Origin of the sequence: Leclercia sp. M50 (assembly GCF_037150775.1) — a bacterium.
Taxonomy (GTDB): domain Bacteria; phylum Pseudomonadota; class Gammaproteobacteria; order Enterobacterales; family Enterobacteriaceae; genus Enterobacter.
Genome location: NZ_JBBCPK010000072.1, coordinates 1 through 25,299, shown reverse-complemented (window position 1 = coordinate 25,299; position 25,299 = coordinate 1). Strand labels below are relative to the sequence as shown.

Genomic DNA, 25,299 nt, shown 5'->3' with positions numbered 1-25,299 from the left:
CCAGGGCGCGGACTTCTCTCGCACCTCATCGCTGGCATGCGGATCGGGCCAGACATCACCCAGTGCCGATTTTGCCTCTTCTGACCGCGCTTGCGTTGAGATAAGCTCCAGGTGCATCTCGCTCAGAGCACGATCAATCTCCTGCAACTGCCGCGTCTGGTCCGTAACGCTCTTCTCTGCCTCCTTCTCTTTGCGTTCGAGGGCATCCCGTTCGGTCTGGTATACCCCCATCTTTGCGCGAAGGTGATCGCTCTCCTGGGTTAAACGATGATAACGCTCCCGCCATTCACGATGGGCGCGTCCCCATGTGGAGATCCAGTCCAGGAAGGTGGGCTTATGGGAACCATGCTGTTCCAGGCGCTTGCCGGCAGCCTCAAGCTGCCCGCTCCATTCTGCATAACTGGCCTGATGCTCGATTTTTTCAACCTGGATCTTCGCCAGCGCCTCCTGAGCCTGAGTCAGTTGGTCTGCCGACAGTGTCCGGGCGTCGCGCTTTTCCAGAATGCGCTGATGAATTTCATCGATCTGTTGATCCAACGTTGCGTAGTCGATCAGCTGCTGACGTATGGCCTCTTCCCGCTCCTGCGCCTGTTTAAAATTCAATTTTGCCTTATCCCAGGAGATGGCCGGTTTTCTTTTCCCGGCTTTTATCAGTCTGAGATGGTAAGCCAGCCCTTCTCCCCGCTGAGGCGTGAACGTATCAGGAGGCAATAACGGCGTATCCTTATTCTCTTCCGGTTTTCTCCACCAGAACACCTTCATAAAGGTGTTCCTGTTGCCTTTGTTGCCCAGTCTGGCCGCCAGCAAACCCCAACCCGGCTTACCGATCAGTTCAGAAACCAGATCGGCAAAATAATCACTTTCGCGATGCACGCTTTCCGGTACGGCGTCTGCGCCGGGCAGTTCAAGTGAAATATTTTCCACCGCGCCATTATTTGCGGAGGCAACGACAATCGAAGACCCCTTTAATGCAGGATGCAGAGGATAGTAAGGGTATCTGTCGTCCCCAAGAATAAGCATATTTTTGCCCGCGAAGACCTCATCTTCATGGCGAATCAACCTCCCGGCCCGGTGCGTCACCACCGCGGCAACCACATCCCGCAATAAGGTGGTTTTCCCTGTCCCGGGAGGACCATTCACGGCAAAGATACCGGCTTGATCGGCGTGGCGGCGCCAGATCTCGTTAACCGCCAACTGTTGGCTGAAAGCCAGAGGATAAGGCGAAGGCCAGGCGCCCGCAGGCGGTTGCGTGGGAAGCAATCGCTGAAAGGCGAGCCGTAAACCCTCAGGAGAACGTAGATCGATACGCGCTCTGTCAGGTTCAGAGACAGCACGCATATACTCAACGAATCCCGGTCCTGCATCGTTTTGCTGCCAGGCGTGACCAAGATTACGCAGCTCGCTGATATAAAAACTGTTTAATAAACCATCCTGAACGGGATCAACCCTCTTTTCTTTATCTTTGTTATCCGGTGTTGGCTCCTCCCCGGCGGGCTTCGGTGCCTTAACCTGGATACATTTCACAAGACAGACAAACTCAGATTCCAGGGTTGAGTGCGGGAAATGCGTTTTATCAACCACCAGCGCCACCAGCTTCTGGATCCAGTCGATATCCGGGCTGTTCCCGTTAGCCTCTAAAAGCGAGGCTTCATCGGCTATCCATTGCATAAGACGCAGGGTTAAGGCATCGAAACCGGCGAACCCACTATCAACAAGAGGGAGAGTATCGCCTGGAAGGGGTAAGTCGGAGAAATCAACGGGAACGTTGTTCTCAAGCGCCGCCACGCCATCCTTATGGTGCAGGATTTGACCGGCAGCCCATGCGGAGAGCGACAGCATAAATGTCTGATACAGCGGTATGCCCTGCTCATTGAAGCTAATATCAAAAAGCCGACTGTTGACTCGTCCCCTCTCTTCAACGACATCATCATGCGCGCCAATCTTCTCTTCCAGTTGCTGAGAAAGCGCCGTGGCATCATAAACACCGCATTGCGCGGTATAGAGCCAGACTTTGTCATCCTTAAGAGGTTTATCGGTGTGTCTGGTATCACGCCAGGGGAGATTGCCACCTTGCGCAATTTTATAGGCTGGCCGGAACAGATCGTCGGGATTATCTTTGTCGAGTTTCTGAGGCGTGAGCGCCTCGACCGCTTTCCAGAACTGAAAAATGTGTTGTGCCTGCATCTGCTGTTGAAATACCTGAGTAGGAGGTGATCGTTCGGCTGTTTGGCGCATTGCTAAGCAGCAAGAGTAAAATACTTACGCGAACAAATAATACCCCTGGTAACAAATGGGTCAACCTTGCAGACAACAGAAGAACGCTATAGTCAACTGAACCCTAACACATTTTTCGCTGAACAATTGAAACCCAGGGGGACAGACAACAGGGTCACAGCATTGACTTCCCTCCGAATAGAACGACAATAAACGTACCCGGCGACATTCGTATAACTGGAGCTTATCATCGCCTGTTCACGTCGTTCTCAGCTTGCCACTCACCTTAAGCGCTCCGGTGCGCTCATCGCCGCGCTTGTACTGGTCAGTTGCAGCTCAACTCCCCCCAAATCTCTGGTGACGCCGCTACCGCCGGTGGCGAAACAGCCCCTGCCCGATAAAACCGCACGCCACGAGCCGGTGCGCGGCGTCTGGCTGGCTACCGTCTCCCGTCTCGACTGGCCGCCCCAGGCGTCAGTGAATGGCCGCAGCGCAGAGTCGCGGAATGCCATGCAGCAAAAGGCCCTGACCGATAAGCTGGATAACCTGAAAAGCCTCGGGATCAACACCGTTTTTTTCCAGGTGAAACCGGACGGCACAGCCCTGTGGCCCTCTAAAATATTGCCGTGGTCAGATATGCTGACCGGCAAAATAGGTGAAGATCCCGGGTACGATCCCCTGCAGTTTATGCTGGATGAAGCCCACAAGCGTGGGATGAAAGTGCATGCCTGGTTTAACCCTTACCGCGTCTCGACCAATATCCGCCCGGGTACGGTCGCCGAGTTGAACCAAACCCTGAAGCTGAATCCACCCAGCGTCTTTGTCCTGCATCGGGAGTGGATCCGCACCGCGGGCGATCGCTTTGTCCTCGACCCCGGCATCCCGGAAGTCCGGGACTGGATCACCAGCATTGTGGCGGAAGTGGTGTCGCGCTATCCGGTCGACGGCGTGCAGTTTGATGACTACTTCTATGCCGAGTCCGCAGGCTCGAAGCTGAATGACAGCCAGACCTATCGCCAGTATGGTCAGGGCTTTGACTCAAAAGCCGACTGGCGGCGCAACAACACCCAGCAGCTGATTACCCAGGTGTCGCGGACCATTAAACAGCTAAACCCGAACGTGGAGTTTGGCGTCAGCCCGGCAGGCGTATGGCGTAACCGCTCCCACGATCCGGCCGGGTCCGACACCCGGGGTGCGGCAGCCTATGACGAGTCTTTCGCCGACACCCGCCGCTGGGTGCAGCAGGGTCTGCTGGACTACATCGCTCCCCAGCTCTACTGGCCTTTTGCCCGGGATGCGGCGCGTTATGACGTGCTGGCAAAGTGGTGGGCCGGCGTGGTGAAACCGACCCATACGCGGCTCTATATTGGGGTGGCGCTCTATAAAGTGGGCGAACCCTCGAGCAAAGAGCCCGACTGGACGGTGAAAGGCGGCGTGCCGGAGCTGAAAAAACAGCTCGATTTGAATGAATCCGAGCCGAATATCGACGGCACGATTTTGTTCCGCGAGGACAATCTGAATCAGCCCCAGACGCAGGATGCGGTGCGGTATTTGCGGACGCGTTGGGGATCGTGATGCAGAGGCGGCTGTCCGCCTCTGCCACAAAGAGACTGAGCGCTTAAGTTACAGGCGTTCAACAACCTCAAACTCTTCAGCAATCAGCGCCATATCCTCCGAAAAAGAACCTTCCTGCGTAAAGAAGCGCTGATGTTCTTTGCGCCAGTACGCATGGCTAAGATCGCCTTCGCCTTCTTTGCGGGCAAACTCAGCGCTGACATCACAAAAACGCACCAGACGCGCTGAAACCAGCCTGACAACGCAGGCAGGTCGCTCTTGCCCATCCAGGATGATGATGTAACCGCCAATGGTGGAGCTCGCGCCTTCTTGCTGATAAGAGGCAAGGGAGCCACAGGTGGCTGTTTTTATCCCCTTTCTGATCAAGTCTGCAAGCTCGCTGGCCAGTGCTGGACTGTCACCCATCTGCCAGACAGTCGCACCTGGATACTTAATCTTTAATTCATCAACTGCAGTCATAAAAATCCTCTTAAGCGCACAGGAACATAATGCCGGGGGCGCTGCGCTTGCCTTCACGTTGGCCGACGCAAGCTATCCATTTAGCGCCCTGCGATCAACTCCTTACATTTTGGGGGACCGCATCATTATTGCTCCAGTTTTTACTGGCATACATTCCAGTGAGATTGAGGCAATATTCGGCCTGTAATGTCGACGGGTAACGTTGCTGGTTTCCCGCTTTTCTTGTACCCTTCCCCGCTTTCACACCTTTAATAATAACCGGACGCATATGACCGCTCACCCTTCCAGAGATCCGCTGCACGGCGTCACCCTCGAGATGATGGTTAACGCCCTCGTGGCGCGCTATGGTTGGGCGCAGCTGGGCAAGCTGATTAAAATCAACTGCTTTAACAGCGACCCCAGCGTCAAATCCAGCCTCAAATTTTTGCGCCGCACGCCCTGGGCTCGGGCCGAAGTCGAAGCGCTCTATCTGGATTCGCTGGAAGATACCGCGCCGGCCAAAGCCGACGACGATACCTCCAGCCCCTGGGAGAGAGCCCGGGCTAACCGTTAAGGTCGACGCAACAGCACGATACTGCGGCCCGCCAGCGGGAAGTCACTATCCGGGGTGATAGCCTGGCCCAGGTTGTCATCCTGTACCGTACTTAGCTCCAGCACCCAGCCACCCTCGCCGCAATCAGGGATACGGAACGGTACCGCAGCCTCGTATGGATTGATCAGTAGCAGCACCTCCTGCCAGATCCCGTTTGCAGCCTCTAAATCGGCCCGGGTCAGATAGAGCCCAAGGGTAGTGCCTTCATCCCAGTGTTCTGGCAGTTGGAGGCCGCCACCCGCGTTGTACCACAGGATCTCCATCCCATCACGCCAGCTCTCGCGGCGTAACAGCGGCTGGCGGGTACGCAGCTCAATAAGATGCCGGGTAAAATTACGCAGCATCTCGGCGCTTTCCGGCAGATCCTCCCAGTGCACCCAGCTGATCTCGCTGTCCTGACAGTAGCCGTTGTTGTTCCCCATCTGGCTGCGGCCAAACTCATCCCCCGCCAGCAGCATCGGCGTACCGTGAGAAAAGAGCAGCGTGGTGAGGAAGTTGCGCTTCTGCTGTTCGCGCAGGGCGTTAATCTGCTCGTCGTCGGTAGGCCCTTCGGCGCCATAATTCGATGACCGGTTATCATTGTGGCCGTCGTTATTATCTTCCCCGTTCGCCTCGTTGTGCTTCTCGTTATAAGAGACCAGGTCGTTCAGGGTAAAGCCGTCATGGGCAGTGATAAAGTTGATGCTCGCCCACGGACGGCGCCCGCGCTGGTCGTAGAGATCGCCGGAACCGAGCAGACGTGCGGCAAAGTCCGAGGAGACGTTATCCCCGCGCCAGTATTCGCGCACGGTATCACGATACTTGTCATTCCACTCGCCCCAGCCTGGCGGGAATCCCCCTACCTGATACCCGCCAGGACCGATATCCCACGGCTCACCAATCAGTTTCAGCCGCGAGAGCAGCGGATCCTGCATCATGGCATCGAAAAAGCCCCCGCGCTGGTCGAACCCTTCCGGCTCGCGACCCAGAATGGTACCGAGGTCAAAACGGAAACCGTCGATATGCATCGATTCGGCCCAGTAGCGCAGAGAGTCCATGATCATCTGCAGCACACGGGGATGGGAGGTATTCACCGTGTTGCCAGTCCCCGTGTCATTTACATAGTAACGGTGCTGGCCTGCAATGGTCCGGTAGTAGGAAAAGTTGTCGATCCCCTTGAAAGAGAGCGTCGGGCCCAGCTCGTTGCCCTCGGCGGTGTGGTTATAGACCACATCCAGGATCACTTCGATACCCGCATCGTGGAAGGCGCGCACCATATCGCGGAATCCCTGGATGCCGTTCGGACCGTAATAGCGGGATGCCGGGGAGAAGAAGTTCAGGGTGTTATAACCCCAGAAGTTTTTCAACCCCCTGTCCAGCAGATGTTGATCGTCCGGGAAGGCGTGCACCGGCAGCAGCTCCACCGAAGTAATGCCGAGGCTTTTGATGTAATCGACAATCGCTTTATGCCCCATCCCTTCAAAGGTGCCGCGCAGCTCAGGCGGAACGGCCGGGTGAAGCTGGGTAAAGCCCTTCACGTGGGTTTCGTACAGAATGGTTTCAGACCACGGCACCGCCGGGCGATGCGGATCCTGCCCGTCAAACACCCGGGGGTCGATAACCCGGCATTTCGGCGTAAAAGGCGCGCTGTCGCGGGTATCAAAGCTGAGATCGAGATCGTCATGCCCCAGCTCATAGCCAAAATGGGCGGCGTTCCAGTTCAGCTCGCCGGTTAATGCCCGGGCATAGGGATCGAGCAGCAGTTTATGCGGGTTAAAGCGGTGGCCGTTTTCGGGATCGTAAGGACCATACACACGATAGCCATACAACGCGCCCGGCTGCAGATCCGGAACGTAGCCGTGCCACACTTCGTGAGTGTATTCCGGTAGCTCCAGGCGGGCAATTTCATGCTGGCCCGTCGGATCAAACAGACATAGCTCAACGCGTTCGGCACAGGCCGAAAAGAGCGCAAAATTGACGCCTTTGTCGTCATAGTTTGCGCCGAGCGGGTAACTCTGCCCCGCCTCAATCTGATAGATCTTATTATTTGCCATAACATCTCTCCCTCGAACCATCATTATTAGCCGCAGGCCAGTAACACCCGCCAGCAATCCTGTGCATCATGTAACTTCAGGCTTTCGCCCGGTATAACGATTTCACCGCTGAAACAGTCCTGATAGCGACGCCCGGCCAGTTCAGCAGGCAAGACAACCTCCGTATCGCCCCACAGTGCCGCGCCGGTCAGTGGAAACGTCTGTGCGGCGCTGGCAAACGCCAGCCGTGGGGCGACCACGATCAATACGTCGTCGTCATCCACGCGGGCAAAGGCGATAGCTTTGTCCGCCCTTTCCCCCCGGGTCAGCAACGCGACATAGCTGCCCAAGCGGAACAGCGCCGGTTTACGCTGGCGCAGATTCAGCAGCGTGCTGGTGACATACACCTTAAGCTGGCCGTCGAGCCAGCTCGCCTCACGGGAGGCAGTATGCACATCGGCGCTGTTGAGCTGCTGGCTGAGCTGCGCGAAATCCGGCTCGCGGCGGTTATCGGGGTCGACGAGGCTAAAGTTGAGCCCCTCGCTGCCCTGATAAACATCCGGTACGCCCGGAGCGGTCAGTTTGATCACCGTCTGGCTCAGGCTGTTTACCAGCCCGGCGCGGATAAACGGGCGTAACGAGATGCTGAAGTCGCGCAGAAAATCCTGATTGTCCGGCGAGAGCAGATGGCGGGCATACTCCAGCACCACCGTCTCATAGGCTTCGTTGCTGTCTACCCAGTCGGTACGCAGCTTGCCCTCGCGCAGCGCTTTCTCCACAAAAGCCAGGAAGCGCGCTTCCAGCGCATTCAGACCCGCCGCATCCTGGGGATCGAGTGCGGGTGGCCAGACCCCCGCCAGCGCCTGATATAACATCCAGGTGTCAGCGGCTCGCGGCGCGGTGCCATCGTTCAGAAAGCGGACATGGGTCTGGTTGAGTTGCTGCCAGCGGGCCACGCACTCGGCCCATACCTGCGGCGCTTCGGTCAGGGTATAGAGCCTGGCGCGGGCATCTTCCCCGCGCTTGGTGTCGTGGGTTGAGGTGCCCGAGAGCGCATCCGGCTGGCGTTCACGCCGCGCCGTCATTTCGGTATGGAAACGCGTCAGCGAGAAGGCGCGCGGCACCGGTTCGGCCCCGACTTCGTTAAGCGCCAGATCCATGTGCTGGCGGAAAAAGAGCGTGTCTTCAACGGATTTCGCCATCAGCGGCCCGGTCAGCTGCTGGAAGCGGGTGCGGAACTGGCTGGCGGTGTCGCGGGCCTCATCGCTGACCTCGCCGGTCAGGATACGGGTCAACAGCGTGAGCGCGTCCGGGTCGGCGTTAACGTGGGTCAGCACGTTTTGTAGCAGCCGGATATCCGCGCCGGACATCCCCTGCGCGGTGCCATAGGTGCGATAGACCGGGAAGGCCACCAGCAGCTCCCGCAGCGCCAGGCGCAGCAGCTCTTCATCAATCGCCACGCCCTCCACCTGCGCCAGTTTTTTGGCCAGCGTCAGCAGCGTGGAGAACTCCCCGGCGAAATTGCGATCCACCATCAGCAGGCGCGCCGCACGCAGTTCAGCGTGCATGTCCACCGGGCTACCCACCACCGCATCGTAGGCCTGACGCAGGCTGTCGATTTTGTCGTCATCCACCAGCACTTCCGAGAGCGAGGCGATGAATTCATACCCGGTCGTGCCGGAGATGGGCCAGTCTGCGGGGAGGTTCTCCCCTTTACTGAGGATCTTCTCTACCGTGATGTAGCAATCGGCTCCCGCCTCCTGCCGCAAACGTTGCAGGTAAGCGCGCGGGTCGGCCAGACCATCCACATGATCGATGCGCAGCCCGTCCACCGCCCCCGACCGCACCAGGGCCAGGATCAGGGCATGGCTGTCATCAAAGACCGCGTCGTCTTCAACGCGCACCCCCACCAGGCCGGTGATTTCGAAGAAGCGCCGCCAGGAGAGATCCCGCGGGGCGTCGCGCCAGCTGCTGAGCCGCCACGGCTGCTGGTCATGCAGACGTGCAATCGCCTCAGGCTCGCGCAGGTTCAGAACCTCTTCCTCGCGCCCCATCCAGCTCTCCGGGGTGAGCGGATAGAAGTTGTCATAAACGGCCAGCGCCGGTTTACCGGTGTTGGGATCGCGCTGGATGCTGATCTCCCCATTCGCCAGTACCACGTCAAAGTCATCGCCCAGAAACGGCAGCGTCAGGCGGCGGGACCAGTCGATATCAAAGTGACGGGCATAGCGGCTCTTCTCACCATGTTCAATCACATCACGCCACCAGGCGTTTTCCAGCGAGGTGGACATATGGTTCGGGACGATATCGAGAATCAGCCCCAGGCCAGCCGCCTTAAGGGCACTGACCAGCCGTTCAAATCCGGCGCGGCCACCAATGGCCGGGTCGATCTCATTGGCGTCGGTCACGTCATAACCGTGGGTCGAATCACGGGCAGCGGTAAAAATCGGCGAGGCATACAGATGGCTGATGCCAAGTTGTTGCAGATAGGGCACCAGACTGGCGGCACGATCGAACGTCATGCCATTACGAAACTGGATACGCCAGGTCGCTGTGGGGATCATCAGGTTGGTTCTCCAGGGGCAAAGCGGACAATAAGGGTGTCGGGCCGTAATTCGGTATGGATCTCAGGCCAGGCAAAGAGGGTTTCACCCGGCAGATCGGGCAACGCCTCCGTATGGCCGCCGACGTTAAACGCCAGCGACAGGGTTCCCCGTGGAAACGTCCAGGTGACTGCCACGCAGCCGGGTGCCAGGTCCAGCACCTTGCCCCCACCGTTGCGGGCGGTTGCCAGCAGCGGCACAATCGCCTGCTGACGCAGCTGCAACAGGTGACGGGTAAAGCTCAACCAGCTTTCCCCCTCCGGCTGGTTAACTTTGTCCCAGTCGAGTTTCGATCGTGTAAAGGTCTCCAGCGCATTCGGATCGGGCACGCCCTCCTCCTGGTGGCTGGCATGGTCGGCGAACTCCTTCGCCCGTCCTTCCCGTACCGCCCGCGCAAGATCACCGTGAAAATCGGTAAAGAAGAGGAATGGCCGGGTTTCGCCGAACTCCTCGCCCATAAACATGAGCGGGATATGCGGCGACAGCAGCAGCGCGGCCAGCAGCACCCGGGTGCGATCCTCCCCGATAAGGGAGAGCAGACGATCCCCCTGCGCCCGGTTCCCCACCTGGTCGTGATTCTGGATAAAGTCGACAAAGGCCACCGGCGGCTGGTCGATGCTTTTAACCCCGCGTGGCTCCCGGTCCCGGGGAGTGATTTCGCCCTGATAGGCAAACCCTTCCGCCAGCGCCCGGGCGACCCATTTTTCCGGCTGATGCGCAAAGTCCCGGTACCAGGCGTGGGTTTCCCCGCTGGCCAGGACGTGAATGGCATTGTGCAGATCGTCATTCCATTCGGCGGTATAAAGCGACGGGGAGCCATCCTCACCGTAAGGATGCAACGAGATAATGTTGCGGTTGTCTTCGGTGGTGAGATGGATCGGGCGATCGGTTATCTGCGCCCGGATGCGTTCAGCAATTTCAACCAGGATATGTTTTTCAGACGAATCTGCAATGTGATCGATGGCGTCGAAGCGCAATCCATCGAAGCGGAACTCCTCCAGCCAGTACAGCGGCACGCCGATCATAAACTGGCGCACGGGGGCTACATCGTAGGCGATGCCATTTCCCCAGGGGGTCATTCGCTCCGGATGGAAAAAGTCCGGGGAGAGGCGCGGGAGGTAGTTCCCCTCCGGACCAAAATGGTTCAGCACAATATCCAGCACCACCGACAGCCCCAGTCCGTGAGCGGTATCCACAAAGGCTTTCAGCTCATCTGGCGTACCGTAGGCGCTGTGCGGGGCATAGAGCAGCACTCCGTCATAGCCCCAGTTGCGATTGCCTCCGGCCTGCGATACGGGCATCAGTTCAATCATTGTGATGCCCAGCGAGGCCAGATACGGCAGCTTGTCGGCTGCCGCGCGGAAGGTGCCTTCCGGGGTAAAGGTACCGATATGCAGCTCATAGACCACGCTCTCTTCCCAGCGTCGGCCCTGCCATTCAGTATTGCGCCAGACATAGCTGTCGGGATCGCACACCAGCGAAGGACCGTTGACATCCCCTTGCTGGGCGCGGGAGGCGGGATCCGGCACCGCAGTGCCGTCTGCCAGAATATAACTGTAGGGTGAACCGGGTTTGACGTAGTCAACCGTCAGTTCAAATCCGCCGTCACCGGTCGGGTGCATCGCCAGCGTTTCGTCGTTGAGGCTCAGGGAGACCTGCTCCTGACCGCTGGCCCATAGATGGAAGCGAACCGTGTTAGCATCAATGTGTTCACAACCCCAATACGTAATAGATTTAGCTGTCATTCCACCACCTCGTTTGACCCGTGTTCCTCAGGGTGCTTAACGTTTATCGTTACGCAGAGGGAAAAAGAGAAAGTGCGGCGGCAATCCGCCGCGCATGCACATCAAGCATAGACCAGGAAATTAATGTGAGATGGGTCACGACGAAGCGGCAGGAAAAGGTGTGGTCAGGGTATCGCCGGGTGGCGGCTGCGCCTTACCCGGCCTACGAACGATAAAACTGCAGGCCCGGCAAGCGCAGCGCTGCCGGGCAATCAGACATTGCCTTATGCTGGTTCCGGAAGGCGGAAGCTGGCAATACTTTGGGTGAGGTGTCTGGCTTGCTCTTCCAGCGAAGCCGCTGCCGCCGCAGACTCCTGCACCAGCGCGGCGTTCTGCTGGGTCACGCCATCCATTTCGGTCACGGCCTGCCCTACCTGACCAATGCCGCGGCTCTGCTCTTCGGACGCCACCTGAATCTGCTCCATCAGCGCGTTGACTTTGTTCACCGAGGTGATGATGGCATGAATGACTTCACCCGAGCGATTCACCAGCTGCGAACCGTTTTTCACGCTGGAAACCGACTGGGCGATGAGGTTCTCAATATCCTTCGCCGCCACGGCGCTTTTCTGCGCCAGAGTGCGCACTTCAGTCGCCACCACCGCAAATCCACGCCCCTGAGTTCCGGCGCGAGCCGCTTCAACGGCGGCATTCAGCGCCAGAATGTTGGTCTGAAAGGCGATGCTGTTAATGACGCTGGTGATATCTTCGATGCGCTGAGAGTTGGCGGCGATGGTGTTCATGGTTTCGATCACCTCGCGGGTCACGGCCTCCCCGGTACGGGCGTTGTTCACCGCATCCTGCACCAGCTTACCTGCCTGGTTGACGTTCTCGGTATTATTGGCAACCGTCGCGCTCAGTTGCTCCATGCTGGCGGCCGTTTCCGTCAGGGCGGCAGCCTGCTGCTCGGTACGGGAAGCCAGGTCGATATTGCCGGAGGCAATCTCCTGCGAGGCGTGGTTAACGGTATGGCAGGCGGCACGTACCTGAGAGACGGTATCCAGCAGGGCCAGACGCATCTCCTCCATCGAGCCCATCAGCAGGTCGATCTCATTGTTCGATCCGGTTTTCTGCGGTACCGCTTCCGTTAATTTACCGGCGGCGATCTGGCTGCAGTGCTCACGGGCAAGATGAATCGGCGCGAAGACAAACCGCTTCATCAGCACGCTCACCCCGACAATGACCACCACAAACAGGGCGGCAAAAGCAATAATGATGGTTAAGCCGGATGAAAACTGCGTCCGCGCATCATCATTTAACTGTTTCGCGTATTTCTGGTGCACCGACAGCACCTGATCGAGGACAATTTCGTACTGGCGGTCGAGGCCAGAAATCTGCGGGATCAGCGCATCAAACTTTACCTTGTCATGGGCGGAAGCCGCCTCAATCAGCGGCACCAGGCCACGATCGCGGTAGGCCAGCCAGCCGTCATTATAGTTTTTCACCAGCGGCGCTTCGTCCGCCAGGCGGGGGGCGTCATTAAACGCGGCGAAGGCGCCATCGGCTTTGGTCAGAGCCAGCTTAACGGAGGCCAGCTTCTCATCGAGACCGGTGGTGTCGCCACTTTCCACCTGTTTCATATACTCCATAACCCGCACGCGCAGGGTACGGCTATGGTTAATGGGATCGATAATGGATAACACCACCTGAATCTCTTTATTCACGTTATCCAGGGAGTTGTTGCTTTTAATGGCCAGCCAGACGTTAGTTGCGGCACTGGCGACAAAGAAAAACAGCAGGGCAAGCAGGATGGCAAGAGACGACTTTTTTAATGACATAAATACCTCAGAAACAATACGGTCTGAGGTATTATCGGCAGCGCAAAATTAACATTGAGTTAAAGTTATTTATTAATAAAAAAGCCGAAAAAACATTAAATTTATTAAAATCACTGCATTACAAAATATTTGCTAATAATTTTACCTGCGAAGCATTGTAAATATTCAACTATTTACCCAATCCTTATTGCTGAATATTTAATCGCTCAGGAAAGGTGTGCTGGACAACTGCGGCCAGTGGATCTCTCCTACCCCGTTTAATTTTGGCCGCGAGAAGAGAAAGCCCTGAAAACGCTTAATGCCAGCCGACTCCAGCCAGCACCACTCGTCGATCTTCTCAATGCCCTCGGCCACCAGCGCAATTTCAAGGTCTGTACAGCAGCTGATAATCGACTTCACAATTGCCTGCTTCGGGCCGCTCAAATGGATGTCGCTGACAATCTCACGGTCGATTTTGAGCTTATCCGGCTGGAAACGGGTTAACAGCGACAGCCCGGCATACCCGGAGCCAAAATCATCGATCGCCAGGCCAATACCTGCCGCCCGAAGCTGCTTAATGGCGCTGTTGAACTGGTTGAACCCGGAGATCATTTCGTTTTCGGTGACTTCAATCACCACCTGCTCCGGCTGCAGGCCGTGGATGAGGATCTGGTCCATCAGAAAATCAACAGCACCAGGGACGTTCACCAGCGACATCGGCAGCAGATTGACGGCGATTTTATGATTGCCGATGCCGATTTTCTCCGCCAGGGCAAAAGCATACGCCTTCGTCTGGAGATCCACTTCGTACATTTTGTCCTGATCGATGGCGCTAAAGAAGCGTTCCGGACTTCCTCCGTCGTTACCGCGAATTAACGCCTCCAGCGAGGAGATTTTCCCCTCGGTGGGTTCAATAATGGGTTGCAGGGCAAACTGGCAAACCTGATTTTCGATGAGCGCGTTGATGCCTTGCCCAAACGGGGCATGCTCCGGGGCCAGTCTCCATCTCTCCGGCAGGAAGACCGTCCGGTCGCGGGTGGGCTGTTCCCGGGTAATAAACGACTGAATAAACTTGAACACCCGATCCTGCGCTGCCAGATAGTAGTCCAGCTTGCTGTAGCGCAGCACCGATGAGAGCACCGATTTCTGGCTATCAACCAGCAGGTCGAAGAGCAGCATGCCGACATTTTCGAAGCGTCTGTGCGGGCCATAATCGCGCATCAGCTCTACCACGCTGTGATGGCGTTTGTCGCTACGGATCTTACAAAACAGTTTTTCAATGACCTCTTCCGATCCTTCAAGGATCTGCAAAAAGTCGACGCCGTTAAACAGCAAAATGCCCGTCACATCCAGGGCGGAATTCCGCTGCCTGGCTTTTTCAACAAGTGAAATAAGAGATAATGATTGGCAGGATGGATTTAACTGGCTTTTATAAATAAGAGTCGTCAGCACAGCTAGTGTTCCTGGTCGAATGTTAGGGCTTTTAAGCTATTGTTTAGCATAAATTACATTCGTGGCCTAATAGAATTACGAGGATATATTCAGAAAAGATCGATTCGGCTCAAAAATAATCAGTGTGAATGCTTATTGGTGCCATAAAGTAGAAAAACATCCCTGTTGTTGCAGACAGACATGCCGTCCGTGGCACGTTCAGTCAGTCCTGTTTGCGTCAGATTTGCGCCATCCCGCCGTCCACAAACAGCTCGACGGCGTTGATAAAGCTGGCGGCATCGGAGGCGAGGAACGCCACCGCTTTCCCCACCTCTTCCGGCTCGCCAATACGCCCCATCGGTACCGTAGCGGCTAAGGCATCGAACAGCCCCTGCCGCTGATCTTCTGGCACCAGTTCTCCCAGCCCCGGGGTTTTAATCGGGCCCGGGCTGACCACGTTCACCCGGATACCGCGCCCCTGCAAATCCAGCGCCCAGGAGCGGGCGAAGTTTCTTACCGCCGCCTTGCTGGCGCTATAGACGCTGAAGTTAGCGGTACCTTTAATGGAGACCGTGGAGCCGGTCAGGATCACCGAGGCTTTCTCGGCCAGCAGCGGCAGCGCTTTTTGAACGGTAAACAGTACGCCGCGGACGTTGGTGGCAAAAATGCGGTCGAACTGTTCTTCGGTTATCGCCCCCAGAGGCAGCATATCGCCCCCGCCGGCGTTCGCGAACAGCACATCCAGCCGCCCGGACTGTTCGGCGATTTGGGCATAAACGGTATCAAGATCGGCGAGTACGGAGGCGTCGGCGCGAATGCCGGTGACCTGCCCGCCGAGGGTGGCGATGGCGTTGTCCAGCTCCGCCTGGCGGCGACCGGTGATATAGACCTTCGCCCCCTGGGCTTGCAGCTCATTTGCCGTTGCCAGACCGATGCCGCTGGTGCCGCCGGTGACGAGTGCGATTTTACCTGTTAATGCTGTGTTCATTTTGCTTTTCCTTCCACATTGTTGGTGTGGAAGCACTGTAGCCCTTGCGGCATTAGTGAAAAATTAGCAAAAATGGAAATCACTTTTTCCCTGTGGGAATAATCTCTGTGGCGGAGCGCCCCTCTATGGATCAATTAGAGGCCATGCGCGCCTTTACGCGCGTGGTAGAAACCGGCAGCTTTACCCGGGCGGCGGACTCACTGAATATGCCCATCGCCAGCCTCAGCAAGCTGGTGAAAGCGCTGGAGGCCCATCTGGACGTGCGGCTGCTGCAACGCACAACCCGCCGGGTGACGGCGACGCCAGAGGGCCAGGACTATTACGAAAAAGCCCGCCGGGTGCTGATTGATATCGAAGAGATCGACACCTCTTTCAGCCAGGCGAAACAGCAGCCCCAGGGGCACCTCCGCATCGATGTGGGCGGCTCTACGGCGCGAGACGTGCTGATCCCTGCGCTGCCGGATTTTATACGCCGCTACCCCGCTATCCGTATCGATCTTGGTGTGGCCGACCGGCCAGTGGATCTGATCAGCGGCAATGTGGACTGCGTTATCCGCGGCGGCGCGCTGGAGGACTCTTCGCTTATTGCCCGGCATATTGGCAATGCAGAGATGGTCACCTGTGCCACACCGGGCTATCTGAAGCAGTACGGGACCCCCGCTTATCCGGAGGAGCTGCGCAACGGCCATAAGCTGGTAAGTTATCTGTCGCCAGTAACCGGACGCGCCGTGCCGTTTCGCTTTACCCATGAGAATGAGATCCGCGACATTAACCTGGTGCATCATATAGGGGTGAACGAGAGCAACGGTCATCTGGCGGCAGCGGTGGCCGGGATGGGGATAATACAGACGTTTCGTTACTCAGCAGGCGCACTGCTGGAAGCGGGCACGCTGGTAGAGATCCTCGACAGGTGGCGTCCGCCGCACTACCCGTTTTACGTGGTTTATCCGCAAAACCGGCATATGACGCATCGTCTGAGGGTATTTATCGCGTGGCTGGCGGAGGTCTTTCCCGCCGCGGTGAAGGGATAGCCGGGCGCAACGCCCGGCAGGACAATCAATTCAGCTGATAGTCGAGGGTGATTTCCGCTTTCAGCAGCTGTGAAACCGGGCATCCCGCTTTCGCTTTCTGGATAATGCCGTCAAACTGCTGCGGGTCGATGCCCGGAACGGTTACTTTGCTCTGCAGAGCGACTTTGCTGATGGCAAAACCGCTGTCGGTTTTGTCCAGCGAGACATCTGCATTGGTATCAATGGAATCCGCAGTATAGCCCGCCTCACCCAGCATCAACGACAGGGCCATAGAGAAACAGGCCGCATGCGCAGCACCAATCAACTCTTCCGGGTTGGTGCCTTTTTCCCCTTCAAAGCGGGTATTGAAGCCGTAAGGTTGCTGATTAAGAACCCCGCTCTCAGTCGAAACCGTCCCCTTGCCGCGTTTAATATCACCAGACCAGTGTGCTGAACCTTGCTTATGAATTGTCATTCTTGCTCTCCTTGTTGGCTTACAAAGCCTTCAGTATAGACCACGCTGAAGAGAGAGCCCGAAAGTGTGATATATCAGGATTAATCTGTGAAGTCGGAGAGGTTATGACTATTGCAACCAGGATTTTTCCGTGTAATTTAAATCTGTCTTCAACAATATTTAATTCAGGGCCAACTGACACAGGAATATTTTTAACGAGTCTAAAGAATATATTCTATTTTCTAAGATCATGAAAAAGCATGATTTTATGACAGCAATATTTCTGAGAGGATTCTTAAACACAGCGGCAAAAATATTTGTCATTCTGAATATCACGATGTTTTTGCGAGCCGGACCATTAAACAGAAAACGACACGGAGGCAACATGTTTAATTATTATTCTGCAAATACGACATCCGCACAGCCGGAACTGGTTAACGCTATCGCACAGGGTTTACGCGCTGAAATGGGCGCGGTCACTGAAGATGACATTTTAATGGAACTGACAAAGTGGGTAGAAGCCTCAGACAATGACATCCTCAGTGATATCTACCAGCAAACCATTAACTACGTCGTAAGCGGCCAGCACGACAGTTTCTGAAAACCTGCTATGCTGGAGAGGCAACCTTAAGGGTTATATTTCGATCACCTTATCACTATCAACAGGATGGACGAGTCAATATGAAATCGAACCGTCAGGCACGCCATATTCTGGGAATGAACTACAAGCTGTCTAACCAGCGCAAAGTGGTGATTGAGGGGGGCAACGAAACGCAGGTCACCCACGCCACCGGCAGAAAACGCCAGCAACCAAAGTAAGTTCTCCCTAAAGATCCCCGACACCATCGGCAAAACCGATGGTGTTTTTATTTGTATGTTGCAGTTTTTAACATTCACCTCCTCTATACTATGCGCCTGACATCCCCTGCGGGCACGACAGCGACAATGATCAACACCAGTGCCAGGGACGGATTTCCAAAAAATTAAGTGAGTAACATGGACAACAAAGCCAAAAAAAATCGCTCCCTCTATATTCCTTACGCCGGTCCGGTACTGCTGGAGTTTCCCCTCCTGAACAAGGGCAGCGCCTTCAGCATGGAAGAGCGCAGCAACTTCAACCTGCTGGGTCTGCTGCCGGAAGTGGTCGAAACCATTGAAGAACAGGCCGAGCGCGCGTGGATCCAGTACCAGGGATTCAAAACCGAGATCGATAAACATATCTACCTGCGCAATATCCAGGACACCAACGAAACCCTCTTCTACCGCCTGGTGCAAAACCATCTCGACGAGATGATGCCGGTGATCTACACCCCAACCGTCGGCGCCGCCTGCGAACGTTTCTCGGAAATCTATCGCCGCTCACGGGGCGTGTTTATCTCCTATCAGAACCGTCACAACATGGATGACATTCTGCAGAACGTCTCCAACCATAACATCAAAGTGATCGTCGTAACCGACGGGGAACGTATTCTGGGACTCGGCGATCAGGGGATCGGCGGAATGGGCATTCCGATCGGTAAGCTGTCGCTCTACACCGCCTGCGGCGGCATCAGCCCGGCATACACCCTGCCAGTGGTACTGGATGTAGGTACCAATAACCAGCAACTGCTCAACGATCCGCTCTATATGGGCTGGCGCCACCCGCGCATCACAGACGACGAGTACTATCAGTTCGTGGATGATTTCATCCAGGCGGTAAAACACCGCTGGCCGGACGTACTGCTTCAATTTGAAGATTTCGCCCAGAAAAACGCCATGCCGCTTCTGAATCGCTATCGCGACGAAATCTGCTCCTTTAATGATGATATTCAGGGCACCGCAGCGGTAACGGTCGGCACGCTGATTGCGGCCAGCCGCGCGGCGGGCAACCAGCTCAGCTACCAGAAGATCGTCTTCCTCGGCGCCGGTTCCGCCGGGTGCGGCATCGCCGAGCAGATCATCGCCCAGACCCAGCGCGAAGGGCTCAGCGAAGAGCTGGCACGTTCCCGCGTCTTTATGGTCGACCGCTTCGGCCTGCTGACCGACGCCATGCCGAACCTGTTGCCGTTCCAGACCAAACTGGTGCAAAAGCGCGAGAACCTCAAAAACTGGGATACCGATAACGAAGTGCTTTCATTGCTGGATGTGGTCCGCAACGTGAAGCCGGACATTCTGATCGGCGTTTCCGGCCAGACCGGGCTCTTCACGGAAGAGATCATCCGCGAGATGCATAAATACTGCGCCCGCCCAATCGTGATGCCGCTGTCGAACCCGACCTCCCGCGTGGAAGCCACCCCGCAGGATATCATCGCCTGGACCGAAGGCAATGCGCTGGTCGCCACCGGCAGCCCGTTTGCGCCAGTGGTCTGGAAGGACAAAATCTACCCCATCGCCCAGTGCAATAACTCCTATATCTTCCCGGGGATTGGCCTTGGCGTTATCGCCTCGGGTGCCTCGCGCATCACCGATGAGATGCTGATGTCCGCCAGCGAAACCCTGGCGAAGCACTCTCCGCTGGTCAATAACGGTGAAGGGCTGGTTCTGCCGGAACTGAAGGATATTCACGTGGTGTCGAAAGCGATCGCTTTTGCGGTGGGTAAGATGGCGCAGCAGCAAGGGGTGGCGGTGAAAACCTCTGCTGACGCCCTGCAGCAGGCGATTGACGAGAACTTCTGGAAGCCGGAATACCGCAGCTACCGTCGGACTTCGATCTAACCTCCTGCATCGCCGGGCGGCGCTTACGCTTGCCCGGCGAACCGACCGCACCTTACCTGCCCCGCGTCACCCACCAGAACACCAGCGCCAGCAGGCTGACCATCGCCCCCAGCAAACAGACCCCCTGCCAGCCCAGATGAGCCCAGGTAAAAGTGGTGCCAATCGCCTCCAGCCCGCTGCCGACGGCGTAAAACAGCATATAGAGGCCAACCAGCCGACTGTGCGCCTCTGGCCGGGTGCGAAAGATCAGGCTCTGATTGGTGACATGCAATGCCTGACCGCCCAGATCGAGCAACACGATGCCGATCACCAGCGCCCACAGCGACACCTCCATCAGCGACAGCGGCCACCAGGCAAGCAGCAGCGCCAGAAGCGCCATCGCGCTGGTGCGTTGCGCCAGTCCCCGGTCGGCCCACTGCCCGGCCCGCGCTGCGGCAAGGGCACCAATTACCCCAACCAGCCCAAACGCGCCAACGGCGGTATGGGAGAAATTAAAGGGTGGCGCGCTCAGGGGCAATACCAACGCGCTCCAGAAAATGTTGAACGCTGCAAACATCAGCAGCGCCAGAATGCCCCTGACCTGTAAGACCTTTTCCTGACGAAGCAGCGTCACCATTGAGGCGAGCAGACGCGGATAGCTGAGCGTACCGCTAACCGCGGGTGTGGCAGGTAGCCCTCGCAGCAGGGGGATCGCAAGCATTAGCATCAGGCCCGCTGCGCAGAAATAGACCCCTCGCCAGCCTGCGAGGTCACTAACCCTCCGGCGAAAACCCTCGCCAACAGTAAACCAATAAACATTCCGCCCTGCGCCGCACCCACCACACGCCCCTGCTCGTGAGACGCAGCCGCATTCGCCGCATAAGCGATCAACCCCTGGGTCATCGCCGTACCGAGCAGGCCAACGGCCAGCATCGCCGTCAGCAGCACAGGCGCGGATTGTGCCATCCCCACCGCCACCAGCGCGGCCACCAGTGCCAGTAGCTGGATCGTCATCAATCGACGGCGATCCATCCCGTCGCCCAACGGCACCAGAAAGAGCAGCGCCAGCGCACAACCGGCCTGGGTAGCAGTGACAACGCCGCCGACCGCCGCCTGGCTGATAGCAAAATCCTGCGCCAGCGCATCCAACAGCGGTTGCGCGAAATAGACATTCGCCACGCTCATTCCGCTGGCGATCGCGAAGAGCCATACCAGGCTACGCGACAGACCCGCAGGTTTTGCCTCCCCTGTCGATAACGTCATTTCCACTTTCATGCTCTCACACCCTCTCAATTGGTTTTAAAATAAAACCAAATAAAGGCTAGATGATGTGGTTTTAAAATGCAACCAACTAACATTCCTTGCTGAAAGACACCTTCCCCGCTACACTCGCTTCATCCATCAACCCACTGAATAAAAAGGAGGCTAATTATGCTGTGCTATGAAATCTTTGATATTTCATTCCACCTTGGTGATCGCACCTGCTCAAGCGTTATCGGTTTCGTGCTGCGATAACTTCGGCTTGAGCGAAGACACCTAAGACATCCCTTCTCTCGGGCTTACCGGGTTATCGTCAGCGTTGATTGACGAGGCATTTCCATGCCTGTAACTCTTGAGTAAGCAAATGAGCACATTACTGACTGCACTTTCTCTCCGTGTTGATACCGCCTTTGACACGCTGTTTAACGACCTCACCTTTAGCCTGAAAAAAGGCGACCGTATTGGTCTGCTGGGCGATAACGGCTGCGGCAAAAGTACCCTTCTGAAGATCCTCGACGGCACCGAAACGCCGCTTTCTGGCACGGTGGCGCTGGCCGGACACTGCCTGATGGCGCGGGTGGAGCAGCATCTTCCGGAAACGATCTATCCGTTAACCATGCTGGACGCGGTGCTGGCGCAGCTGCCGGTAGCCGAACGTGACAGCCTGCGCTGGCGGGCAGAAACGCTGCTGGCGAGCATGGGCTTTACCCCTGACGATATGGCGTTGCCCTCGGCGACCCTCAGCGGCGGCCAGCATACGCGTCTGCTGCTGGCGCGGGCGCTGATTAGCGAGCCGGATCTGCTCCTGCTCGATGAACCCAGCAACCACCTGGATCTGCCCACGCTACTCTGGCTGGAGCAGTTCTTACAGCGCTGGTCCGGCAGCTTTGTGCTGGTGTCGCACGACAGACAGCTCCTGGATGCCGTCACCAACGGCAGCTGGATCCTGCGCGACAAAACGCTGCACTACTTCGCCCTTCCCTGCACCCGTGCGCGTCAGGCGCTGGCAGAGAAAGACGAGAGCGACGCCCTGCGCCATAAAGCAGAACAAAAGGAGATCGATCGGGTTACCGCCAGCGCAAAACGGCTGGCGACCTGGGGCCAGGTCTACGATAACGAAGACCTGGCCCGTAAAGCCAAACAGATGGCGCGCCAGGTCGAACGGCTGAAGGAGAGCCAGACGGCGCTGACCTCGGGCAGCCCCTGGACCTTAACCCTGCGCGGCGATGCCCTGCGGGCCGACCGTCTGCTGGAGATCGACAGGCTGGGTGTGGCACCCGCCCCGGGGCTGCCGACGCTCTTCTCGGTAGAAAACGTCCGCTTAAAAAGCGGCGATCGGGTTGCCATTGTCGGGCGTAACGGCTGCGGTAAATCCTCGTTGATGCGGCTTATCTGGCAGCAGATTATCGCCGCTGAAAGCCACGCCGGCCTGACCATCCATCCGCGCGTGACGCTGGGCTATTACGACCAGACCCTGCATCAGCTGGCGGATGAGGCCACGTTGATTGACGCCCTGGAACCCTTTGCACCGAACCTCCAGGATTGCAAGATGGCGTTGATCTCCGCCGGGTTCGCCTGGGCGCGGCATGGGCAAAAGGTCAGCACCCTCAGCGGCGGTGAGCGTTCGCGCCTGCTGTTTATTGGCCTGACGCTGGCACGCTTCAGTCTGCTGATGCTTGATGAGCCAACCAACCATCTGGATATGGAAGGCAAAGAGGCGCTGGCGGAGACCTTACAAACGTTTGAAGGCGGCGTGCTGCTGGTCAGCCACGATCGGCAGTTAATCAGTCAGAGCTGTAACCGTTTCTGGCTGATTGAAAAAGGTCAGCTTAGCGAATGGCACGATGCCGACGCGGTGTTTGCCCGGCTGCGGGAGGAGAGCGGAATACAAGCCCAACCGGTTCCCGCTACCCCGTGCGTCAGCCAGGCTGAACCCGCTGACGATCTGTTGGAGCGGCTGATAATGCTGGAGAGACTGCTGGAAGAGGATCGGCTGCGTAAGCCTAAACATCAGAAGCCGCAGCTTCAGGCGCAGTGGTTGGAGGAGATTGCCGCGCTGACGGCGCAGCTGTAGGAGATCGCCCGGCGGGTAGCCGCCGCCGGGCAATTTTTACTTCGGCTGACGGGTTTTCCAGGCATCCCATGCCTGTTTGATCTCCTGCTTCGCGGTGGCGGCATCGTTAAAGCCGTTCAGCTCCACCGACTTGCGCCCTTCCGGCAACTGCTTGTAGACGCGGAAGAACGACTCCAGACGCTGTTGCTCAATCTTCGGCAGATCGCTCAACTCTTTGATGTCGTCATAGGTCGGGTCAATTTTGCTGGCTGGCACCGCCACGATTTTATCGTCTTTCTCGCCGCCATCGATCATCTTCAGCACGCCAATGGCGCGGAGTTTAATCAGGGTGCCCGGGGCCATCGGCGCGCGGGTGTAGAAAATCACATCCAGCGGATCGCCATCCCCCGCCAGCGACTGGGTCAGCGAGCCGTAGTTTGCCGGGTAAGCTACCGGCATCGACTGGAAACGGTCGGCGATGATAAAGCCGGTTTTGGCGTCGGTTTCATACTTAATGATCCCGCCCGCCGGAATTTCGGTGACGGCGTAGAACTCTTCCGGGTTGTTGTCAGGCTGAGGGAATTCGAGGATGTTTTGCGCCTGTACGGAAGCGGACAAAAGAACGCTCACTGCGAGAAGTTTTTTTACCAGATGCATTGTCTTTTTAACTCTTCGGTTATTGAGAAGACAACACCTTACGGTCTGGTTATGTCAGAAACATTACACATTTACTGCAGAAATAATAACCACTCTATTATTATGCTCATTACTCATTTTGCGCGACCCGGGCCGCAAAAAATCAATTAAATTATTACATTATGTTGCTATGGCCTTGTCACAATCATTAAATAACCTAATCCTTAATGGGTATTTCGTTCTGTCGAACCTGCCCCGCAGATCCGCAATATGAAAATGGAGAAACATATGAAAGCTGCTGTCGTGACCAAAGACCATCAGGTAGAAGTGACCGAGAAAACCCTGCGCCCGCTGAAACATGGGGAAGCGCTGCTGAAGATGGACTGCTGCGGCGTCTGCCATACCGATCTTCACGTCAAAAACGGCGATTTTGGGGATAAAACCGGGGTGATCCTCGGGCATGAAGGCATTGGTGTGGTACAAGAGATTGGCCCGGGCGTCACCTCGCTCAAACCGGGCGATCGCGCAAGTGTGGCGTGGTTTTTCGAAGGCTGTGGCCACTGCGAATACTGTAACTCCGGTAACGAAACCCTGTGCCGTAACGTGAAGAACGCCGGTTACTCTGTGGACGGTGGGATGGCGGAAGAGTGCATCGTCACCGCCGATTATGCGGTAAAAGTGCCGGACGGCCTGGACTCCGCCGCCGCCAGCAGTATCACCTGCGCCGGGGTAACCACCTATAAAGCGGTAAAAGTCTCTGAGATTAAGCCAGGCCAGTGGATCGCTATCTATGGCCTCGGCGGGCTGGGGAACCTTGCGCTGCAGTACGCCAAAAATGTGTTCAACGCCAAAGTGATTGCGGTTGATATCAATGATGAACAGCTGAAACTGGCCGAGAGCATGGGCGCCGATCTGGTGGTTAACTCCCGCACGGAGGATGCCGCGAAATTCATCCAGGAAAAAACCGGCGGCGCCCACTCTGCGGTGGTAACGGCGGTGGCGAAAGTGGCCTTTAACTCTGCGGTGGATGCCGTTCGTGCCGGTGGCCGTGTGGTCGCCGTGGGCCTGCCGCCGGAAGCGATGAGCCTTGATATTCCACGTCTGGTGCTGGATGGCATTCAGGTGGTGGGCTCGCTGGTGGGCACCCGTCAGGATCTGACCGAAGCCTTCCAGTTCGCCGCCGAAGGCAAAGTGGTGCCGAAAGTGGCGCTGCGTCCGCTGGGGGATATCAACGCCATCTTTAAAGAGATGGAACAAGGCCAGATTCGCGGCCGTATGGTGATCGATTTCCGCTCATAAGCAGGCTGCTCTGCCCCGTTAACCGCGCCCCTCCCGGCGCGGTTTTTTTATTGCCACTTTCCGCAAATCCTTAGCTCAATTCCTTTGTTCCTTTCTTTTCTGCCCCGACCGAAGATGCATTCGACGCTAACAAGAAAAAACATAAGGAGTTCACCATGCAAACCCCATTTCGCCTGCCGTTGCTGACGGCGCTCATGCTTGCGACAACGGCAACGTATGCTGCCGATACGCCGGTTAAAGGCGGCACGCTGGTCTATCTTGAGCAACAGGCCCACACCAACCTCTATCCCCCGGCGGGTGGGTTTTACCCCAACGGCGGGATCCTGAATCAAATCACCGACAAGCTCACCCGGCAGAACCCGAAGACCCTGGAAGGGGAGCCGCGGATTTCCCAAAACTGGAGCACCCACCGGGGTAAAAACGAAAACACCTTTTAGATCCGCCCCGGGGGGGCCCCTCCGGACGGCCCGCACCTGGACGCACACGCGGTAGCGAAGAAATT

General features: G+C 56.9%; 17 protein-coding genes and 3 pseudogenes. 9 read left to right on the top strand and 11 right to left on the bottom strand.

Annotated features, from left to right (window positions below; translation table 11 throughout):
• Positions 1-2,184: pseudogene (locus tag WFM46_RS16990) on the bottom strand (DEAD/DEAH box helicase); the annotation flags it as partial.
• Between the two features lie 267 nt (positions 2,185-2,451).
• Here WFM46_RS16990 and WFM46_RS16985 point away from each other — a divergent pair.
• Positions 2,452-3,789, top strand: a complete 1,338-nt coding sequence (locus WFM46_RS16985; protein ID WP_442913463.1) for a glycoside hydrolase family 10 protein — start codon at positions 2,452-2,454, stop codon at positions 3,787-3,789.
• Between the two features lie 48 nt (positions 3,790-3,837).
• Here the strand turns inward: WFM46_RS16985 and WFM46_RS16980 are convergent, their stop codons facing one another.
• On the bottom strand, positions 3,838-4,248 hold the full coding sequence (locus tag WFM46_RS16980) for an ASCH domain-containing protein (RefSeq protein WP_336998086.1): 411 nt from the start codon (positions 4,246-4,248) through the stop codon (positions 3,838-3,840).
• 268 nt (positions 4,249-4,516) lie between these two features.
• Here WFM46_RS16980 and WFM46_RS16975 point away from each other — a divergent pair, with 268 nt between their 5' ends.
• On the top strand, positions 4,517-4,801 hold the full coding sequence (locus WFM46_RS16975) for a VF530 family DNA-binding protein (protein ID WP_103179608.1): 285 nt from the start codon (positions 4,517-4,519) through the stop codon (positions 4,799-4,801).
• On the opposite strand, the gene glgX is transcribed toward WFM46_RS16975, so the two are convergent.
• The 6 genes from glgX to WFM46_RS16945 form a co-directional block, all read right to left on the bottom strand.
• A complete protein-coding gene (glgX, locus tag WFM46_RS16970) occupies positions 4,798-6,873 on the bottom strand; it encodes a glycogen debranching protein GlgX (RefSeq protein ID WP_103179609.1) in 2,076 nt (691 codons plus the stop codon). The genes WFM46_RS16975 and glgX overlap by 4 nt on opposite strands.
• A 26-nt stretch (positions 6,874-6,899) precedes the next feature.
• Positions 6,900-9,416, bottom strand: a complete 2,517-nt coding sequence (gene treY, locus WFM46_RS16965) for a malto-oligosyltrehalose synthase (RefSeq protein WP_336998085.1) — start codon at positions 9,414-9,416, stop codon at positions 6,900-6,902.
• Positions 9,416-11,200, bottom strand: coding sequence for a malto-oligosyltrehalose trehalohydrolase (gene treZ, locus WFM46_RS16960; protein WP_336998084.1), 1,785 nt, complete (start codon positions 11,198-11,200; stop codon positions 9,416-9,418). Before treZ ends, treY begins: the two co-directional genes overlap by 1 nt.
• A 263-nt stretch (positions 11,201-11,463) precedes the next feature.
• Positions 11,464-13,014 carry a methyl-accepting chemotaxis protein gene (locus WFM46_RS16955; RefSeq protein WP_336998083.1) on the bottom strand — a complete coding sequence of 517 codons (1,551 nt, stop codon included), beginning with the start codon at positions 13,012-13,014 and terminating at the stop codon, positions 11,464-11,466.
• A 198-nt stretch (positions 13,015-13,212) separates the two neighbouring features.
• Positions 13,213-14,445, bottom strand: a complete 1,233-nt coding sequence (locus WFM46_RS16950; protein ID WP_156654489.1) for a diguanylate phosphodiesterase — start codon at positions 14,443-14,445, stop codon at positions 13,213-13,215.
• A gap of 217 nt (positions 14,446-14,662) precedes the next feature.
• Positions 14,663-15,412, bottom strand: a complete 750-nt coding sequence (locus WFM46_RS16945; RefSeq protein WP_336998082.1) for an SDR family oxidoreductase — start codon at positions 15,410-15,412, stop codon at positions 14,663-14,665.
• Between the two features lie 125 nt (positions 15,413-15,537).
• On the opposite strand from WFM46_RS16945, the gene WFM46_RS16940 reads away from it, so the two are divergent.
• Positions 15,538-16,443 (top strand): LysR family transcriptional regulator, encoded by a 906-nt coding sequence (locus WFM46_RS16940; protein ID WP_336998081.1) that lies wholly within the window; start codon positions 15,538-15,540, stop codon positions 16,441-16,443.
• A gap of 25 nt (positions 16,444-16,468) precedes the next feature.
• Here the strand turns inward: WFM46_RS16940 and WFM46_RS16935 are convergent, their stop codons facing one another.
• Entirely contained in the window at positions 16,469-16,897 is a 429-nt protein-coding gene (locus WFM46_RS16935) for an OsmC family protein (protein WP_336998080.1), read from the bottom strand.
• A gap of 364 nt (positions 16,898-17,261) precedes the next feature.
• Here WFM46_RS16935 and bdm point away from each other — a divergent pair, with 364 nt between their 5' ends.
• The 3 genes from bdm (at position 17,262) to WFM46_RS16920 (ending at position 19,570) form a co-directional block, all read left to right on the top strand.
• Positions 17,262-17,477, top strand: coding sequence for a biofilm-dependent modulation protein (gene bdm, locus WFM46_RS16930; protein WP_139565102.1), 216 nt, complete (start codon positions 17,262-17,264; stop codon positions 17,475-17,477).
• A gap of 80 nt (positions 17,478-17,557) precedes the next feature.
• The gene (sra, locus tag WFM46_RS16925; protein ID WP_336998079.1) at positions 17,558-17,695 is read left to right on the top strand and encodes a stationary-phase-induced ribosome-associated protein; all 138 of its coding nucleotides are present in this window, start codon (positions 17,558-17,560) and stop codon (positions 17,693-17,695) included.
• A 177-nt stretch (positions 17,696-17,872) separates the two neighbouring features.
• Positions 17,873-19,570 carry an NAD-dependent malic enzyme gene (locus WFM46_RS16920; RefSeq protein WP_103179618.1) on the top strand — a complete coding sequence of 566 codons (1,698 nt, stop codon included), beginning with the start codon at positions 17,873-17,875 and terminating at the stop codon, positions 19,568-19,570.
• 52 nt (positions 19,571-19,622) lie between these two features.
• On the opposite strand, the pseudogene WFM46_RS16915 reads toward WFM46_RS16920, so the two are convergent.
• Positions 19,623-20,824, bottom strand: a pseudogene (locus tag WFM46_RS16915) (MFS transporter).
• A gap of 349 nt (positions 20,825-21,173) precedes the next feature.
• Here WFM46_RS16915 and WFM46_RS16910 point away from each other — a divergent pair.
• Entirely contained in the window at positions 21,174-22,883 is a 1,710-nt protein-coding gene (locus WFM46_RS16910; RefSeq protein ID WP_336998078.1) for an ABC-F family ATP-binding cassette domain-containing protein, read from the top strand.
• A 36-nt stretch (positions 22,884-22,919) separates the two neighbouring features.
• Here WFM46_RS16910 and WFM46_RS16905 read toward each other — a convergent pair whose 3' ends face one another.
• On the bottom strand, positions 22,920-23,519 hold the full coding sequence (locus tag WFM46_RS16905; protein WP_159338881.1) for an inorganic diphosphatase: 600 nt from the start codon (positions 23,517-23,519) through the stop codon (positions 22,920-22,922).
• A 267-nt stretch (positions 23,520-23,786) separates the two neighbouring features.
• Between WFM46_RS16905 and adhP the strand changes: the two genes are divergently transcribed.
• Together adhP and WFM46_RS16895 are read left to right on the top strand one after the other, a co-directional pair.
• Positions 23,787-24,797: an alcohol dehydrogenase AdhP gene (adhP, locus tag WFM46_RS16900; protein WP_336998077.1), complete on the top strand. Its 1,011-nt coding sequence runs from the start codon at positions 23,787-23,789 to the stop codon at positions 24,795-24,797.
• Positions 24,798-24,952: 155 nt separating this feature from the next.
• Positions 24,953-25,299: pseudogene (locus WFM46_RS16895) on the top strand (TIGR04028 family ABC transporter substrate-binding protein); the annotation flags it as partial.